Here is a 17,255-nt window from a genome sequence, read left to right on the forward strand (position 1 = left end):
CTCCCCCCACTCCCCCTACTTCTCCTGTTCCCTGTTCCCTATTCCCTTCTCTCGATATTCTCTAAGTTGCTGGAGGAGTTGTTCTTGGGATAAATTGGGTGGTTCTGGGACTGGTGCGGGGGTTGTTTCCACTTTCTCCACTATTTTGGGTTGGGGATTGATTACTAATATTTGTTTTTCGGAAACAGGTGCGGTAATTACTACCTTTGATTGATTAGCATCAGCTTTGAGACCATCTAGAGTTACAGCTACCTTGGTTTTTTCCTGAATGTCTTTGCTAGAAGAAACTAATTTACTCAGACCATTTACCAATCGCAACATATTTTGACGAAACTTAGGATCACCTGTTAATTCATCTAAATCCGCGGTGATTTTTTGGGTATTTTCAAATGTTGCTCTCGCCGCATCTAAGGTTTGTTGCAGTAAAACAATGTTTTTTGGATCATTTAAAGTTTTAGAGGCATCTTTTAAATTCACAGAAGCTTCGGCTGCATTTGCCGATAGGGTTTCTAAATTGGTTAATAATTGTCCTTGAGTTAAGCGATTAATGGCAGGTGATAAACTTGTAACTGTTTGACGAAGTTGATTACTGGTCTCCGTCATACTATTTAAAGTACCAACTAAAGAAGAACGATTGGTAGTGATGAGATTATCTAAATTTGTTAGTAAGCGATTTGCTTGTTTAGCTGTGATACTAAAATCCTTAGCTGTTGTCCCTAATTGATCTGCGGTTTTGGTAGCAGTTGTAGTTAATTGGGCTGTAGAGCGTTGTAATGTAGATGCCGTACCAGAAAATACACTTATTTGTCCTTTGAAGGTTTTGCTCAAATCTTGTAAATCCTTACTTAAATCGGCGATATTAGCAGCAGCATTAGCCGAGGTTTCTAAGGTGCGATTCACATTTTTATAGAACTTTTCGTTACTATATTGAGCCGCAAAAATAGTTGATTGACGCATCAGTTCATCTACACTGATGCCAATTGTCCCTCTTAATCGAGAACCATTACAAATAATCAAGCTAGAATTACAGTCTTTATCTAGAGGTTTGGCAGATAACTTCCCTGGTAAATCTCCTTTGGGAGTAATTTCAATAATATTTTCGCTAATTAATCCACTTTGATTAGCTTCAATGAGGGAATTACTGGGAATTATTAAATCAGGGGAGTTAATTTGAATTTCCACATCAATGGCATTTGTTCCGGGTTGAACCTTGGTGATAGTTCCCACTTTCACACCCCGAAAACGGACTACTGAACCCTTTTGCATTCCCCCAGCATTGGCAAATTCGATAATTGCTCTGTAAGAAGTTTCTCCAGGGGTGATTCTATTTAACCACAGTAAAATTGTGCCAAATGCGCCTAACCCCACCAGGAGCAACAATCCTACAGAACCTTCTCTCATCATGCGTGCAGACGTGAAACTGCTAATTAGACCTCGCATTTATTCCTCCACTGATAGCGTTAAACTCAGCAATTTGATTTGGTACTTAACCAACTACTTGAATTGGTCCATGTACACTTCCACTCATAAATTGTCTAATTAGGGGATTTTCTGTATGATCTAAGGCAACTACTGTACCTTGCCATTGCACTTTTCCTTGATAAAGAAATACTATTTGATCGGATGTCCGCCGAATAGTGCTTTCTTGGTGAGTTACAATGGAGTAAGTACTACAGACTCCTTGTGTATTTTGTAAGTCACGGATTAAGTCCTCAATTACCGTTGAGGCAATGGGATCTAATCCGGCTGTAGGTTCATCGTATAATAAAACCTCTGGACTATCTGTAGGACGTTGAGGATTTGACATAATAGCACGAGCAAAACTGACTCTTTTTCGCATTCCTCCAGAAAGTTCTGATGGGTAAAGGTGACTAATATCTGCTAGTCCTACCAATTCTAATTTTTGATTGACTAATTCCCGAATGTGCGATCGCTTGAGTCGAGAATGTTGATAAAGTAGAAATCCAATGTTTTCTTCGACTGTCAAAGAGTCAAATAGAGCCGCTTGCTGAAATACCATACCAATTCCCACCGGATCAGCAGCATCTTCTATTAAACCCTCTCTGCGTACTCCTTGAATATAAATTTCCCCTTCATCAGGTTTTAATAATCCGGCTATAATCCTTAAAACCGTTGATTTACCAGTTCCCGAAGGGCCAATTATTCCTAGTGCTTGTCCTCGGTATATTTTTAAATCAACGTTATCTAAAACCTTGTTGTTACCAAAAGTTTTAGAAATACCTTTTAATTCAATTAATGGTTCTAATGTTTCTGTCATTGCTAGTTAGTAATTAAATTCTCATCTGTCACCTATAATATTTTGTAAAGCACGTTATTTTCCCATTTTACTCAAGTCTATGTCTCCTTATCCTAGTTTAGTTACTGTTTCCGCACTTATACTATATTTTGTAGTGACAATTAATGTTGGTATAGCTAGAGCTAAATATCAAGTCCCTGTACCGCAGACTACAGGAAACCTGGATTTTGAAAGAGTGCTAAGGGTACAACAAAATACCTTGGAACAACTAGCTTTATTTATCCCGGCTTTATGGTTGTTTTCTATTTATGTTAGTCCTATTTGGGGTTCTGCTCTCGGTGCAGCTTGGATAGTAGGAAGAATTGCTTATGCTTGGGGATATTATCAAGCTGCTGAAAAACGCGGTCCTGGTTTTGCAATTAGTTCTCTCAGCGGTATCGTGCTAATTCTTGGTTCGCTGGTGGGGATTATTTTATCTATGGTGAAGTAGATTGGGGACTGAGGACTGGGGAGAGACTGGGTTAAATTTTACCAATCACCAATCACCAATCACCAATCACCAATCACCAATCACCAATCACCAATCACCAATCACCAATCACCAATCACCAATCACCAATCACCAATCACCAATCACCAATCACCAATCACCAATCACCAATCACCAATTACCAATCACCAATCACCCAACTAAATCGGGAAACACTTCTTGCACAGCAGGATGTACAAGACGGTGATTTTGGACATTTAAACCTTTTGCTAAGGCTGGGTTAATGTCTAAGGCTTTCAGTCCGAGATTTGCTAACTGGACAGTATAGGGTAGGGTACTGTTATTTAGGGCTTGCGTGGATGTCCAAGGCACTGCTCCCGGCATATTAGGAACACCATAATGTACGACTCCCTCATCAATGTATACTGGTTTAGTGTGGGATGTAGGATGTAATGTTTCTACACATCCACCTTGATCAACAGCAACATCTACAATCACTGAACCAGGGCGCATTTGTTTAACTAATTCACGAGATACTAAAATGGGGGCTTTTTTGCCAGGAATTAAGACTGCACCAATGAGTAAATCGGCATCTTTGACTGCGGCTTCAATATGGGCGGAGTTGCTGTAAAGTAGTTCTACTCTCGACCCAAACAAGGTTTCTAAGTAAGATAGACGTTCCACGTTGACATCTAAGATTTGCACCAATGCACCCATACCGACGGCGATTTTAGCGGCTTCTGTACCGACGACACCACCACCTAAAATTACGACTTTACCAGCTTTGACTCCGGGGATACCGCCTAAAAGTACGCCTCTGCCTCCTTGTTGACGTTCTAGGAATCTTGCGCCAAATTGTACGGCTAACCGACCAGCAACAATACTCATGGGGGTGAGTAGGGGAAGTTTATTTGCTCCTGGTTGTTCTACGGTTTCATAAGCGATCGCACAAGTGCCACAATCAATTAAATATTCTGTTAACTGGCGATTCGCCGCTAAATGTAAATAAGTAAATAACAATTGCTCCTTTTGCAATAATTTATACTCGCTCACCAAAGGTTCTTTTACCTTAATAACTAACTCCCGATTCCAAGCAGCATCGGCAGTATTGACAATTTCTGCCCCAGCATTGCGGTAGTCTTCATCAGTAAATCCCGCGCCAGTACCAGCTTCACTTTCTACAAAAATATTATTACCATTTTCCCGTAATACCCGAACACTGGAAGGACTTAAACCTACCCGAAATTCTTGATCTTTAGTTTCCTTGGGAACACCAATTTCCATTGATAGCCTCTTATATTTGATTGTTTCACTTTAGCGTGCCAGTACCTAGCTGATTATTTCCGTATTCAGTAATTCAAAATGCAAAATTTTTATTCTCCCTCACGCTACACCTTGACTAATCCGCCAGTCTTCTTACAATAGATAAAGAATAATTAAAAATTGTTAAGTACCGACGACCATCTTCAGCAATTTACTTGAAAAATCCCTGTAAATTTTTGTTTGCCAATTATCAAGAAAGGAATCACTGATTATGACACAACAACAACCAACCATCACCCCCAAATTAGAAGAACCTAAATTTGGTTTCAATGAATATGCTGAACGTTTAAATGGCAGAGCGGCAATGATCGGCTTTATTTTAATGGTAGTAATTGAATACGTTACCAATCAAGGTGTACTTGCATGGCTCGGTTTAAAGTAGACTTTTAATTTGGCGTTACTGATAGTATGAATTGGGTGTAGAGACGTTCTATGGAACGTCTCTACATTAGTTTTCGGTTTATTTTTGTCCTCTCAGGCTGTTTCCCCAAGTTAACTTAGTGCCTCAGTCCTAGTACAATAGAAATAACTGTGATGATCCTCAAAGCAATTACTTCTGTGGGTGTTAATTACCGTACTCCCTTTGTTGCCAAAGGAAATTACAATTGTTCGTGCTATTATTTGCCTTTGATGAAACAGACAAATTTTAGTTGGGATATTCTGAGTAAATTTATACAAAAACTCTAATTGGAACTAAGTAAGCTGTGATGAATGCTGTATTACCTCGTTTTTTAAAGTCAGCCTACCGCAAAGAACCTATCATTAGTGCGTTGATAACAGTGGGAACAATAGATGCGCTGATTGGTGGTTTGGATGATAGTTGGTCACTTTTCACCTTTGGTTTAGGAACAGCCGGAATAGCTCTCGTCTTTAAATTATGGCGAATGCAGCAGCGTCCGGCTTTACCAGAAGAACCTGTTGCTCAATATTATTTACCTCCTCAGTCTTCCGCTGACCCTTTACCTGTATTAAAGGTTTCCAAGAAGAAACCCCGTCAGTAGTAAAACCTTTGAATGTAATATAAATTAGGGCGCAAGCCCTGCGCCCCTACGGGTTTTGTAATTTAGTGATTATCAAACTATTCAAAATCAGGTAAAATTCAATTAGAGACTTCCAAGAAATAAATTATCCCAAGAAACGAACCACAGAGGCACAGAGTACACAGAGAGAGAATTTTTGCATCAGTTTTGGGACATTTTTTTATTTGGAAGTCTCTTAGTAACTATTACTAAATAGATCTATGAAATTACAAACTACTACCCAAGAAATCAAAGTAGTTACAGCTTACTATACACCAGAAGAATATTTAGAATTAGAAAAAAAAGCTGATTATAAAAACGAATGTTTCTTTATTATCGCTCAATTCCTGAATTTAAAGAATATATTTTAATTGACCAAACTAAATATTATGTGATGCAATATGTGAAAACTTCGGAAAATCAATGGATTTTAACGGAGTATGAAACTGAAGATGCTATGATAAATTTGTCATCAATTAATGTAGAATTATCTTTAAAGCAATTATATAAAAAAGTCAATTTCTCGGAAAATTTAGCATAAATAATCTCAGAATTTGATATGGCGGTTCTTGGTTGAGTGAAATACAAGAACCCCACCCCCAACCCCCTCCCCGCAAGCGATGAGGGGGCTAAGATGTAGCTCATAAGAGCGGAAACCGCTGTAATTACCTTTTTATTAACAACTAACAACTGATGACTAAATTACTCGTAGTAGCGACAGGAAACCCCGGAAAATTGAAGGAAATGCAAGCTTACTTAGCTGATTCTGGTTGGGAATTAGCTTTAAAACCGGAAGATTTAGATGTGGAAGAAACGGGAGAAACCTTTGCGGAAAATGCTTGTCTGAAAGCCTCAGAAATTGCTAAAGTTACGGGTAGTTGGGCGATCGCTGATGACTCTGGTTTAAAGGTAGATACCCTCAATGGTGCGCCGGGGGTGTATTCTGCTCGTTATGGGAACACGGATACAGAACGGATTGAGAGGTTATTGAGAGAATTAGGTGATCAGGAAAATCGCCAAGCTCAATTTGTGTGTGCGATCGCAGTTGCAAATCCTCAAGGAGAAATAGTAATTCAATCTGAGGGTATTTGTCACGGGGAAATTTTGTTTGCACCTTCTGGAGATGGTGGTTTTGGTTATGATCCGGTTTTTTATGTACCAGATAAACAATTGACTTTTGCTCAAATGACGACGGATTTAAAAAAATCAATTAGTCATCGTGGTAATGCTTTAAAAGCTTTAGTTCCCCGATTAAAAGCTCTAGATATACTATAATATATAGTATTATTTTGTTTTGAAAAGTAAGTAAATGAGGTAATTATGGAACAAACAATTACTATTACTTTCACACCAGAAGGAAACCTAGAACTTCCTCCAGAAATTCGAGAACAATTTGTTAATGGTCAAAAATATTCAGTTACCATGACTGAAGATGGTATTTTTTTTAAAAAAGCTGCTAAATTTGATTGGAATGAATTAAGGAAAAGAAGAGAAGCAGTAAATGATCCTCATCCTTTGACAACAGAAGAGATTTGTGAAATTGTGCGAGAAGTTCGCAGGGAAAATAACGAATAATGAAAGTTGTTTTAGAAATGATATTATATATAGTATCAAGTTTTTTGAGAATGAGAACTACTTACAAATAGAAAATTGTGATCTTATGACTAAAGTAGAATTTACTCTTCCCATTGATACCATCACAGATACTATCAGACAAGAAGCGGAAAATAAAGCTAGCGTAAAGAAGATCCCCGACTTCTTTTTTAATCTTGTCAATAAAATGTAAATTGATCTAAGAAGTCGGGGATCTGGATCTTGTGGTAAAATTGGCAACAAAATTCTGATACTATTATTGCTCCCACATTATTTTATTATGAAATCACTAATGCTTTACATCGCATGAATCAAGCAAATTTATTAACCATTGAGGAGACAAAAAAAGCTTTGCAAGATGCGTTAATTTGGGGATAGTTCTTTATGGAAGTTCTCAATTTCCCCAAGTTCACGAAATGGCACTAACTCTAGCAAAAACCCTCAAATTATCTGCTGATTATGATTCTCATTACCTAGTACAGGTTGGCGTAAATAACATGATCATTAAAATCTCTGAAAATTTGATTGATTACAAGGCTTGAAAATGATTTATTCACTTACGCCGTGTATTAGTACGTTTCAATGGAATTAAGCTATGAGACAGGGAATTCATTCCCTGGCGGTTGTGGAAGGCAACAGATAAGCCATTTTTAACTTAAGTTGACACCAATAAGCTTTTACTTTACCCCTACCTATAGAATCAAAGGACAAAGCCGTTTAGAGTATATATTACTTAAAGCCGATGATGAGATTTGAACTCACGACCTACTGATTACGAATCAGTTGCTCTACCCCTGAGCCACATCGGCGTACACAGTTACACATCATAACATAATTTATTGATGATAAAACCAAATTCTCCAAAAAATCTCAACCCGCAACAATATGAACGCCTCAAAGCCGAAGTAGCCGCACCCTATCGAGGGTTAAGGCAATTTATCTATATTGGTGTCGGTGCTTCTGGCTTTATTGGTGCATTCGTCTTCTTCTTTCAACTCCTAGCAGGACGCGATATTGAACAAGCAGCGCCTAATTTCGCAATCCAGCTAGGAGTAATTGGGTTAATGGTGTTTCTCTGGAAATGGGAAAACAGGAAGAATAGGCAAGAGGCAAAAGGCAAAAGGCAAGAGTAAATATTTCCCTGCCCTCTGCCTCTACCTACTTACCAGTTACCAAATATGGAGAATTAATGGGTTGAACACGACCAGCATTAACTAGGGCTTGATAGACAAAAGCCGCAATCTCGGCTCTAGTTGCTTGACGCTGAGGTGCAAGCTCTTTAACAGTAGGATAGTTAATGACTAATTGCCGTGAAGTTGCGGCTGCTACTGGACTAACTGCATAACTGGGAATTTGACTAGCATCAGTATAGAAGTTAATCACAGTCTGAGTATTCGCAGTTAAACCCAAACCATTAGCTAAAGCAACTATTGCTTGCACTCTAGGAATTTGTTGTTCTGGTTTAAAGGTTAAATCAGGATAACCAGACAGGAACGGACTACTAGAAGCTGTTTGAATGGCGCTATAAGCCCAATAATTGCTTTTGACATCGTTAAAAGTAATGCCTTTGCGTGTTGCTGAAGGTTTAAAAGCCTTATTGATAATGGCAGCAAATTGAGCGCGAGTTACAGGTTCATTGGGTTTAAAACTACCATCTGGAAAACCAGCGATAATATTTTGAGAAGCTAAGGCTTCAATGTAAGCTTTTGCCCAATAACCTGTTTGCACATCTTTAAAAGCAGTATTTCCAGTATTTCCAGTATTCCCAGTATTGTTATCGGGAGGTGTAGTCACCTTAGCCGCGACAAAATCCACAGCACCAAAAATCCGCTTCTCGTTGATATCGTTACCAATAGCGACAATTTTGCCAGCTTTAGTGGCATTGTTCACGTCATAACGGGCATTATCACGGATGAGGTTACCACCAGGATTTTCACTCGTACCCAAGTCAGGAACTGCACTAATAGTAGCGACAATACCATCTCGTTTATTACTGCGAATGGCATTTTTACGGAGTATGGGTTTTGCAGTTTCCGAGATAAAAAGACCGTCTGTATTTTGGGTGATATTGTTACTTTCTAATAAAGGTGTGGAACTACCACCAATCGCTACACCAAAACCAGTATCTTGAAACAAATTGCCACGAATCACACCTTGAGCCGATTTAGCTACGGAAATTCCATTCCCCTTATTTTTCAAAAAGATGTTATTTTCAATTTGGGGATTTCCCGTACCTGTCACAAAAATCCCTTCTCGGATGCTGTTAATAAAGGTACTATTTTTGATTACAGGGTTACTGGATTCTACCCATACAGCCGTTCCCCGTGAATTCGGGTTGGTAAAAGTTAAACCTGTAATGATAGTGCCATTATTCGCTAACAGGGTAATGTCCTGTCTAGCAAAAGTGCGACTGGTGTAATAGCCACCACCGATAATGACGATTCCTTCACCTTTGTTGGATTCATTACCTTGAAGCGTGACTCCAGAATTGAGAACAAGGGGGAATGTTTCACCACTATCTTTACTATAGTTTCCAGGAGCAACCTGAACAACCGTCCCGGCTGTAGCTTTAGAAAGGGCAAAAGTGATAGTTTTATAGGGGGCTTCTGTAGTTCCATTACCGGAAGTATCTTTTCCAGTGACAGAGTTAACGTAAATGACAGTCCCACTAGCTGGTACTTGGGCTGTTAAAGTTGGGGACGCACCAGCTTTAAGTTGACTAAGTATGAGAGGAGAACTACCAGCAACTAATAACAAAGCGGTGAGACTGGTCTGTAAAGATAAACGAGAAATGTGAAAACCCTGATTTTTCATTTTTTTACTGAATTATGTGCTTTTAATTATGGTACTTTCACAAGAGTGCAGTGTAACAGATATTCATCTGCAAAACTTATATAATGACATTGAAAATTTCTTTTTGTAGAGTTCTCTAGAGAGAATATAGAACGCAATTTACCATGACATACTAGACATATCTAGACATCATGTGGTATGGTAGGACGAGTAACAAACTTAAGGACTTCCAATTAAAAAAATACCCAAAAATTTCTTGTGGTGCGGGACGAAAAGCCCGCTAATCATCAAGGACGGGCAGGACTTGTGCTGAGCTTGTCGATAGCGTAGCGTGGCGTTAGCCATAGTATGTCCATCCCACAAAATTGGGTAATTTATTTTTTGGTGTTCCCTTAGTCTAAACTCCAATTATTATTGTTGTTCTCTGTTATACATAAAAATTGAGGATAAGATTTCTTATCCCCAAAGTCCTTGCTTAAAGCAATTGGTAAATATTTGTTTTGTCAAAGGGTTAATAAGCTAAAGTTTCTAAAGTCTCTCTTAAATACATTTGTACTTGCTGATCTAGACGTAAACTTTGTAATTGAGCGTTACATTCTAATTGCCATCTTTGAAAACCAGAACTAGCAGAAATCACGTATTTCAGGTTATGCCAAAATTGAGTATTAGCAGATAATTGATGATTTATACGCTCACCATTGACATAGCCTTTGCTATTGGTACTATGCGCGTAGTTGCTAGAAGTTGGAAATTGAGCCATAATTCCTCATTCCTTGTTGTTCACTTCCAGATTTAGACAATTTGGGATTTTAGATTTCAGATTGATAATTTATTTCACATTCCCGGGAAAGACGTAAATCTAGTTACCCAAACCTAAAATTGAAAATTTTTGTTTAATCTGTTTTCAAGATAATGGTTTTATACCTGAAAATTCTGTCGCATTCATCACTAAATGCAGAGTTTTCTGCGAGAAATTTCTAAAACAACTTGTTTTCAATTAAACAGGGAATTTTTTTAAAATTTATAGCAAACCCAGGGGGTTAAGACATCAATAGATAATGAAACTCCGACCCAAACAGGATTTTACCTATTTCTTCCTTCTTTCTTCTGCCTTCGTGTTTTTTGTTTCTATCCCTACGGGACACGAACGTGGTTCATTAATTCCTAACTCCTTTTAAGCGGAGTGCTGATTTTACATTATTTGAGTGTTGAACTCGAAACAGTCTCAATTCAACACTCATCAACTCAGCACTCAACGCTGGATGCACGTCACTACTTAGTCATAGTTAAAGTCCGACGTTTAGTTACCAATTGGTAGGATTCAATGATGTCATTTTCCACCCAGTCATGGAACTTATCAATGCCGATACCACATTCATAACCTGCGTTGACTTCACGGGCATCTTCTTTCATCCGTTTGAGGGAATCGAGGACACCTTCATAGACTACCTTATTGTGACGACGGACGCGCACTTTACAGTTGCGAACGAGTTTACCAGATTGCACATAACAACCGGCAACAGCACCACGACCAACTGGGAAGACAGCACGAACTTCTGTTTGTCCTAAAGGTTCTTCCACCAATTCTGGTTCGAGTAGACCTTCTAAAGCACCTTGGATATCTTCCAAGAGTTTGTAGATGATGTTATATTCTCGAACATCTACACCTGCTTCATCCGCAGCCTGTCTAGCTCCACTGGCGTAGGTGGTGTTGAAACCAATGATCACAGCGTTACTGGCAGCAGCTAAGTCTATGTCTGTTTCGGTGATTTCTCCAGCGGTAGCTAGGAGCATCCGAATTTGGACTTCGTTTTGCGGAATTTGGCGCAGAGAGCCGATAATGGCTTCCACAGAACCTTGTACGTCGCCTTTGAGGATGAGGTTGAGTTCTTTTAACTCGCCTTCTTGTGCTTGTGCTGACAGGGTAGTGAGAGTGACACGACCTTGTAACAATCGAGACTGACGTTGCTTATCGGCGCGATCGCTGGCTATAGAACGAGCTTCTTTTTCGTTTTCATAAACCTCGAAATCATCACCAGCAGCAGGGACATCACTTAAACCCAATACTTCCACAGCAAAGGATGGACTAGCGATATCTACACGCTTACCGCGATCATTTACCATCGCTCGGACTTTACCGAAGGCTGAACCAGCGACCAGCATATCTCCAACGTGGAGAGTACCGTTTTGAATCAGCAAGGTAGCAACTGCACCTTTCGCCTTATCCAAATGAGCCTCAATGACTGTTCCTTTTGCGACCCGATCTGGATTAGCGGATAGTTCGGCTACTTCCGACACCAACATAATCATTTCTAGGAGGGTATCGAGATTTTCGCCCTTAATGGCACTAACGGGAACCATGATGGTTTCACCACCCCAATCTTCAGCGGTGAGACCGTAATTGGTGAGTTCCTGTTTAACCCGTTCTGGTTGTGCGCCTTCTTTATCAATCTTGTTGATGGCAACAACAATGGGAACATCGGCGGCTTTAGCGTGGCTAATAGCTTCGATGGTTTGGGGACGAACACCGTCATCAGCAGCTACGACTAAAACGGCAATATCTGTCACCCTAGCTCCTCTGGCACGCATCGCGGTGAAGGCTTCGTGACCAGGAGTATCGAGGAAAACAATCTGCTGTGGTTTACCTTCATGGACGATATCAACATGATATGCGCCGATATGTTGGGTAATACCGCCCGCTTCCCCAGAAGCAACTTTGGTTTTGCGAATTGAGTCGAGGAGAGTGGTTTTACCGTGGTCTACGTGACCCATGATGGTAACAACTGGAGGACGACGAATGAGATGATCCAAGTCAGCCACGTCAATCATTTCTGTGACTTTCCGGGCTTCAGCTTCTCGTTCGACGATTTCGACTTCTACTTCTAGTTCTTTGGCGACTAGGGTAATGGTCGGAATATCCAAATTTTGGGTGATACTGACAGCCATGCCTTTCATAAACAGGATTTTGACAATCTCTGTATCGGCAATTACTAAGGCATCAGCTAACTCTTGGACTGTTAATGGACCAGTGACAGCTAGTGTGGCTGGACGATCTGGTTTTTGCTCGATATTTTCTTGACGACGATTGTGGTCGCGGGAAGAACTAGATTTCTTACCTCTGGTGGTAGGAGCAGCTACAACAGCTACAGTTGGCGCACCAGCACGAGTCCCTTTAGGTTTGGGTGGACGGGCAATAGAGAGACTAGCTTGGACGGTTGTGGAAATTTCTAGACCGTTTTCATCTAAATCATCCTCATCGAGTAAATCATCTTCTAAGATTGGTTTGACCCGTTTGCCCTTAGGTCCCAACTTAGCCTTTTCTTTGATTTCGTCAATGATTTCTTCTTCTTGCCATTTCTTCCCACCTTTGTTTAAACGCGGGGGTGTAGGGCGTTTTAAATCAAGGAGATCGGGAACAATTGGTGTTTCATCCAATGATTCTTTTTTTGCGCTGCCGGCATTATGCCTGGGTGGAGTTGCCGTGGGAATGGCTGCTGGTTCACCGGGACGTGCGGGTCTAGGACGTTGAATATCACCGCCAACGGATGGCCTGCCACTGCGCTGTTCTGGTCTTGTCGGGGCTGCTGAATTAGCCCGACTAGGTTTAGGTGGTGCAGATGGTGAACTTTGGTCAGATGAGGGCTTATTAACCTTACTTCTAACTGGTTGCCTGTCTTCCTCGACCCGCTGGGTGCGATCGCGTTTGAGCAGAGGTTTTTCCGATGTTCCGACTACCGGCGTATCTGGTGATTTTGTGCCATCTACTCTGGCAGGGGGCGAAACCAATTGGGGTTTTTGCGGTTTCTCTGGTTTAGGTCTAGGAGTAGATATCTTCTCTGATTTTTCCCCTACTACCTTTTCCGCCACCGGTTGAGGATTAGACACCTGTTCCGGTTGGGTAGGATTAGGTTTGAGCGGAGTCTCGGATTGATTCCGGGGAACTGGTCGAGTTGGTGCCGTCGGCTTCATAGATGAGACAGGTGTAGCGAAAGGCCGTGGAGGTGAAGGACTATTAGCCTCAGTAGCGTCAGTAGCAACTGAAGTATCTGGTGAGTTGGTAGTAGTGTTTCTCAATATTTTCGGTTTGCGAATTTCTAGAATTTGCTGTTTGTGATTGGCGCTGGAACGGTTTGGGGATGAATTTGGTTTATGGCCGTTTTTACCCTGTTCCTTTTTGGAGACTAAATTCGCGGCAGCCACTTTTTCGGCGGCGCTACGAATTTGTTCAGCTTCCGATTCGGAAATCGTACTGCTATGGCTTTTGACCGCAATATCGAGCTGATCGCAAATTGCTAGTAGCTCTTTATTGTCCAAATTCAATTCCTTTGATAAGTCATAGATTCTAACTTTTCCGTTGTTCATCCACTCTTTCCCCTTTAATTTACAGTTTTAATGGATGGTTGCCTGGTTTGTGACATCTCCACCCTTTGATCACTGTTTTTTCGGTTGCCCTTGGTGATATTGCCGGTGCCTCCAGTTAGGAAAGAGAGATGTTTCGGGTTAATACTGACATCTCCACCAGGAATGATGGTTGATGCAGAACTGCGATTTGACGCTACCAGGTTGCCATTTTTGGTTCTTTTGTTTTGCTGATTTGTGAGTCTTCCACAATACAATCAAAAAAAAACTTTTTGGGAGTAATGCCTTGCGTCTTGTCCAAAAAAAGGAGATCGAGAAAGCTAGTTACATCCATTTACTATTTTGGCACTAACTTGAGCGATACTAAAGGTTATGATCAGAGCGTGAATAGTTCGGCTTTTGTCATAATATCTTTAGAGGTTATCGCAATTTTAGTTGTTACCATTAAATCCGATTTTGGCGATCGCCGTGATTTAGACGTTGCCACAATGCTTGATACACTGTGTCTGGCACTGTCCCATGCAGGGATCTTCCTAGTCTATTTTTTTTCTGAGCTAGTTGCAGGCAACTCTCTTGCGGACAGATATAGGCAGAACGCCCCATGCCCTGATCTAATTGTACCTTTCCAGATGGAAAGACGCGGACAATCCGCCAAAACTCTTGTTTCAAGTTGACTTGACGACAACTAATACAACGCCGATAGTTCGGTTTCATCAGTCTTTTGCCAGATTCAGCTAGATATCTTCCTGATACTAAACAATGTATTTTTTAATGTCAGTTGTCATTGGGAAGAAATATTCCCCCTGCTCCCTGCTCCCTGCTCCCTGCTCCCTGCTCCCTGCTTCCCTTACTTTCTCAAATTATTGCAGGCAAATTTGGGGAATTAATCTTCCTCCCTATTGTTGAATCTATCCTCATCCAATTCTAATTCTTCTGCCATTTCATATTCTCGGTCAGACCTATCATCCTCATCATTTCGTGGTTGATTTTGCGCTCTCACCGCTGCAAATTTAATATCTTCAGCTTCCTGGTCATATTTAGCCTGATCTTTAATATCAATTTTCCAACCAGTGAGACGGGCTGCTAACCGCACATTTTGCCCTTCTTTACCAATAGCCAAACTTAGTTGATCTTCCGCAACTAACACATGAGTTTGGCGACTTTCTGGGTCCATCAGTCTAACTTCATCTACCCGTGCTGGACTTAAGGCATTAGCAATATAGGTAGCTGGATCTGGAGACCAGCGAATCACATCTATTTTTTCACCACGTAATTCATTAACTACTACCTGGATTCGTGATCCCCTCGCACCAATACAAGCGCCAACGGGGTCTACATCCCGATCTAAGGTATCAACAGCAATTTTTGTCCGGGGTCCGACATAACGAGAAGGAGGATTAGCCTCTCTGGCTACAGCCACAATCCGCACTACCTCATCTTCAATTTCTGGGACTTCATTGGCGAATAGATAAACTACTAAACCTGCATCAGCACGCGATACCATCAACTGTGGACCCCGTTGCTGTCCTTGGGAAACTTTTTTCAGATATACCTTAAAAGTTGCATTAGCACGATAGTTATCATTGGGTAACTGTTCTCGCTTGGGTAACTCCGCGTCTACCTCTGATTGTCCAAATCCACTACTCACAGCCAAAATCACAGACTGACGTTCAAATCGCAATACTCTAGCTTGTAAAACCGTGCCTTCTAAGTCTTGAAACTCTTCTTGCACCATTTGACGTTGTTGATCTCGCAACTTTTGCGCCAATACTTGCTTAGTTTGCATGGCTGCCATGCGCCCAAATTCACCCTGATCTGGGGTGACATCCAATACCACAGAATCTCCCAGTTGAGCTTCAGGGGCTACTTGCTGTACCTCATCTAAGGAAATTTGATGATCAGTATTACTAACTGCATCAACAATAGTTTTGGTGGAAAGAACCCGAAATCCCTCACCCTCTATATCCAATTCTACTTCAAAATTATTAAAATACTCTTCATCAAATTGTCTGCGTTCTAAATTTTGGGCGCGACGATAACGTTCGTAACCCTTAATTAAGGCTTCTCTAATAGCCGCTTGTACAGCCAAACGCGGCAAATTTCGTTCTTTGCTAATACTTTCAATTAGCTCTTTTAATCCAGATAAAGTCACCATTGACATACGCAGTCTCCTAAAATTTTATGTAAGCTAGTCAGCACAATTAGATAATTGTTAAGAAATAATTGTTTTCTTCAATACCTTCGCCATTCTTTGTAGGTTGGGTTAAGCAACAGTGCAACCCAACGCATTTGTTGGGTTTCGTTCCTCAACCCAACCTACAAATCTACAAAGAATGGCGGTTTCCAATTTGGCGAAGGTATTGTTTCCATAACCAATTACTCCTTACCAGTTACCAGTTACCAGTCCCTAATCCAAAGTCTAAAATCTAAAATTGATTAGCTACGCTCATCTATTTGTACTTTGGTAATGAGGTCACGCGGGATTTTGATTACACGACCTTTTTGATTAAGGTAAACTGTGGTTTCATCCCGACGCACCAATAGACCTATCCAATCTTGCTGTTGTTCGTAGGGTGGGGAAGTGGAAATAACTACAGGAAATCCTTTGAAGGAAATAAACTCCCTGTCTGTTACCAGTTGCCGCGAAATACCAGGACTGGATACTTCCAATACATAAGCGTCTGGAATGATCTCTCCCGCATCTAATGACGCTTCTAAGGCACGGCTCATCCTTTCACAATCATTCAGGCCAATGTCCTGTAGAGGATTAAAGATATCTACTCGCAAGACTGGGGGGCTTTGGTTCGTATGAAAAACTATACTAACAACTTCCAATCCTAGTTCTGTGGCTACTGGTGTCGCCAAATCAATAATTTGTGGTATTAAAGGATGAGTCATGGGAGAATTCAATAAAAAAAGTGGGCTTCAACCCACTTCCTGCGACAGGGATATCTTCCAAGAAGTCTTGTGACGAACTGCATTAGTTCGCCCCTAAGATGAGTGTAGCCTATTTCTTCAGTTCGTCATGACAGACTTGAAAAAATGGTCATTGGTCATTGGTCATTGGTCATTGGTCATTGGTCATTGGTCATTGGTCATTGGTCATTGGGAAAATCTTTTTCTCTCTGTATTTTGCTTTTTGCCTCCAAATGTCAGGCAAATATCGTAAAGCTCCCCAGTTTCATCAACCAGGGAGCTAAAATTTTTAGTTCACCACAACGCCGTTTTACCTAAGTTTATGACCTGGTTAAACCAGGTGGGAACTGAGGGTTCTCATTTAAAGTTTCCGGGTACAAGCCCGGTATACTGCCACGAGAATTGTTTAGCTCCCTTGTTGTTAAAGACATAGATCAAAAAACTTGATGGCAGTCACCAATCGTCGTAGTGCAACTAACTCATTATAGCTTTGAAAAATAGTTTG

The 17,255-nt window shown here is 40.7% G+C and carries 18 protein-coding genes, 1 tRNA gene and 1 other RNA gene; 9 read left to right on the forward strand and 11 right to left on the reverse strand.

Going from position 1 to position 17,255, the window contains the following annotated elements; translation table 11 throughout:
* Positions 1–15 precede the first annotated feature (15 nt).
* Positions 16–1,440, reverse strand: coding sequence for an MlaD family protein (locus AN486_RS15405; protein ID WP_053538405.1), 1,425 nt, complete (start codon positions 1,438–1,440; stop codon positions 16–18).
* A 46-nt stretch (positions 1,441–1,486) separates the two neighbouring features.
* On the reverse strand, positions 1,487–2,278 hold the full coding sequence (locus AN486_RS15410; protein WP_027402034.1) for an ABC transporter ATP-binding protein: 792 nt from the start codon (positions 2,276–2,278) through the stop codon (positions 1,487–1,489).
* Between the two features lie 79 nt (positions 2,279–2,357).
* On the opposite strand from AN486_RS15410, the gene AN486_RS15415 reads away from it, so the two are divergent.
* The gene (locus AN486_RS15415) at positions 2,358–2,747 is read left to right on the forward strand and encodes an MAPEG family protein (protein WP_015083489.1); all 390 of its coding nucleotides are present in this window, start codon (positions 2,358–2,360) and stop codon (positions 2,745–2,747) included.
* A gap of 192 nt (positions 2,748–2,939) precedes the next feature.
* Here AN486_RS15415 and ald read toward each other — a convergent pair whose 3' ends face one another.
* Complete coding sequence (ald, locus tag AN486_RS15420; RefSeq protein ID WP_290601410.1) at positions 2,940–4,031, reverse strand: alanine dehydrogenase; 1,092 nt, start codon at positions 4,029–4,031, stop codon at positions 2,940–2,942.
* A 250-nt stretch (positions 4,032–4,281) separates the two neighbouring features.
* Between ald and AN486_RS15425 the strand changes: the two genes are divergently transcribed.
* From AN486_RS15425 to AN486_RS15450, 6 genes are all read left to right on the forward strand, one after another.
* Positions 4,282–4,452, forward strand: coding sequence for a chlorophyll a/b-binding protein (locus tag AN486_RS15425; RefSeq protein ID WP_027402036.1), 171 nt, complete (start codon positions 4,282–4,284; stop codon positions 4,450–4,452).
* Positions 4,453–4,777: 325 nt separating this feature from the next.
* The gene (locus AN486_RS15430) at positions 4,778–5,071 is read left to right on the forward strand and encodes a hypothetical protein (RefSeq protein ID WP_039204548.1); all 294 of its coding nucleotides are present in this window, start codon (positions 4,778–4,780) and stop codon (positions 5,069–5,071) included.
* A gap of 239 nt (positions 5,072–5,310) precedes the next feature.
* Positions 5,311–5,460, forward strand: a complete 150-nt coding sequence (locus AN486_RS15435; protein ID WP_234413320.1) for a hypothetical protein — start codon at positions 5,311–5,313, stop codon at positions 5,458–5,460.
* Between the two features lie 23 nt (positions 5,461–5,483).
* Positions 5,484–5,630, forward strand: coding sequence for a hypothetical protein (locus tag AN486_RS15440; protein ID WP_233455593.1), 147 nt, complete (start codon positions 5,484–5,486; stop codon positions 5,628–5,630).
* Between the two features lie 152 nt (positions 5,631–5,782).
* Positions 5,783–6,364, forward strand: a complete 582-nt coding sequence (rdgB, locus tag AN486_RS15445; RefSeq protein ID WP_053538408.1) for an RdgB/HAM1 family non-canonical purine NTP pyrophosphatase — start codon at positions 5,783–5,785, stop codon at positions 6,362–6,364.
* A gap of 45 nt (positions 6,365–6,409) precedes the next feature.
* A complete protein-coding gene (locus AN486_RS15450) occupies positions 6,410–6,664 on the forward strand; it encodes a hypothetical protein (RefSeq protein WP_053538409.1) in 255 nt (84 codons plus the stop codon).
* Between the two features lie 755 nt (positions 6,665–7,419).
* Here the strand turns inward: AN486_RS15450 and AN486_RS15455 are convergent.
* Positions 7,420–7,491 (reverse strand) — tRNA-Thr (locus AN486_RS15455).
* Between the two features lie 33 nt (positions 7,492–7,524).
* Between AN486_RS15455 and AN486_RS15460 the strand changes: the two genes are divergently transcribed.
* Positions 7,525–7,815, forward strand: a complete 291-nt coding sequence (locus AN486_RS15460; RefSeq protein WP_039200401.1) for a DUF3493 domain-containing protein — start codon at positions 7,525–7,527, stop codon at positions 7,813–7,815.
* Between the two features lie 25 nt (positions 7,816–7,840).
* Here the strand turns inward: AN486_RS15460 and AN486_RS15465 are convergent, their stop codons facing one another.
* The 6 genes from AN486_RS15465 to rimP all read right to left on the reverse strand — a co-directional run bounded on the left by AN486_RS15465 (position 7,841) and on the right by rimP (position 16,732).
* Positions 7,841–9,496, reverse strand: coding sequence for a DUF1565 domain-containing protein (locus tag AN486_RS15465; RefSeq protein WP_290601416.1), 1,656 nt, complete (start codon positions 9,494–9,496; stop codon positions 7,841–7,843).
* Between the two features lie 490 nt (positions 9,497–9,986).
* A complete protein-coding gene (locus tag AN486_RS15470) occupies positions 9,987–10,235 on the reverse strand; it encodes a hypothetical protein (protein ID WP_290601418.1) in 249 nt (82 codons plus the stop codon).
* A 512-nt stretch (positions 10,236–10,747) separates the two neighbouring features.
* Positions 10,748–13,837, reverse strand: coding sequence for a translation initiation factor IF-2 (gene infB, locus AN486_RS15475; RefSeq protein ID WP_053538411.1), 3,090 nt, complete (start codon positions 13,835–13,837; stop codon positions 10,748–10,750).
* A gap of 441 nt (positions 13,838–14,278) precedes the next feature.
* Entirely contained in the window at positions 14,279–14,548 is a 270-nt protein-coding gene (locus AN486_RS15480; protein WP_053538412.1) for a YlxR family protein, read from the reverse strand.
* Positions 14,549–14,717: 169 nt separating this feature from the next.
* The gene (gene nusA / locus AN486_RS15485; RefSeq protein WP_174763439.1) at positions 14,718–15,995 is read right to left on the reverse strand and encodes a transcription termination factor NusA; all 1,278 of its coding nucleotides are present in this window, start codon (positions 15,993–15,995) and stop codon (positions 14,718–14,720) included.
* A 275-nt stretch (positions 15,996–16,270) separates the two neighbouring features.
* A complete protein-coding gene (rimP, locus tag AN486_RS15490) occupies positions 16,271–16,732 on the reverse strand; it encodes a ribosome maturation factor RimP (RefSeq protein ID WP_053538413.1) in 462 nt (153 codons plus the stop codon).
* 127 nt (positions 16,733–16,859) lie between these two features.
* Here rimP and AN486_RS15495 point away from each other — a divergent pair, with 127 nt between their 5' ends.
* On the forward strand, positions 16,860–17,003 hold the full coding sequence (locus AN486_RS15495; RefSeq protein ID WP_290601422.1) for a hypothetical protein: 144 nt from the start codon (positions 16,860–16,862) through the stop codon (positions 17,001–17,003).
* A gap of 37 nt (positions 17,004–17,040) precedes the next feature.
* On the opposite strand, the gene ssrS is transcribed toward AN486_RS15495, so the two are convergent.
* A non-coding RNA gene (gene ssrS, locus AN486_RS15500) (6S RNA) lies at positions 17,041–17,225 on the reverse strand.
* Positions 17,226–17,255 lie beyond the last annotated feature (30 nt).

The organism is Anabaena sp. AL93, assembly GCF_001672085.1.
GTDB classification, from domain to species: domain Bacteria; phylum Cyanobacteriota; class Cyanobacteriia; order Cyanobacteriales; family Nostocaceae; genus Dolichospermum; species Dolichospermum heterosporum.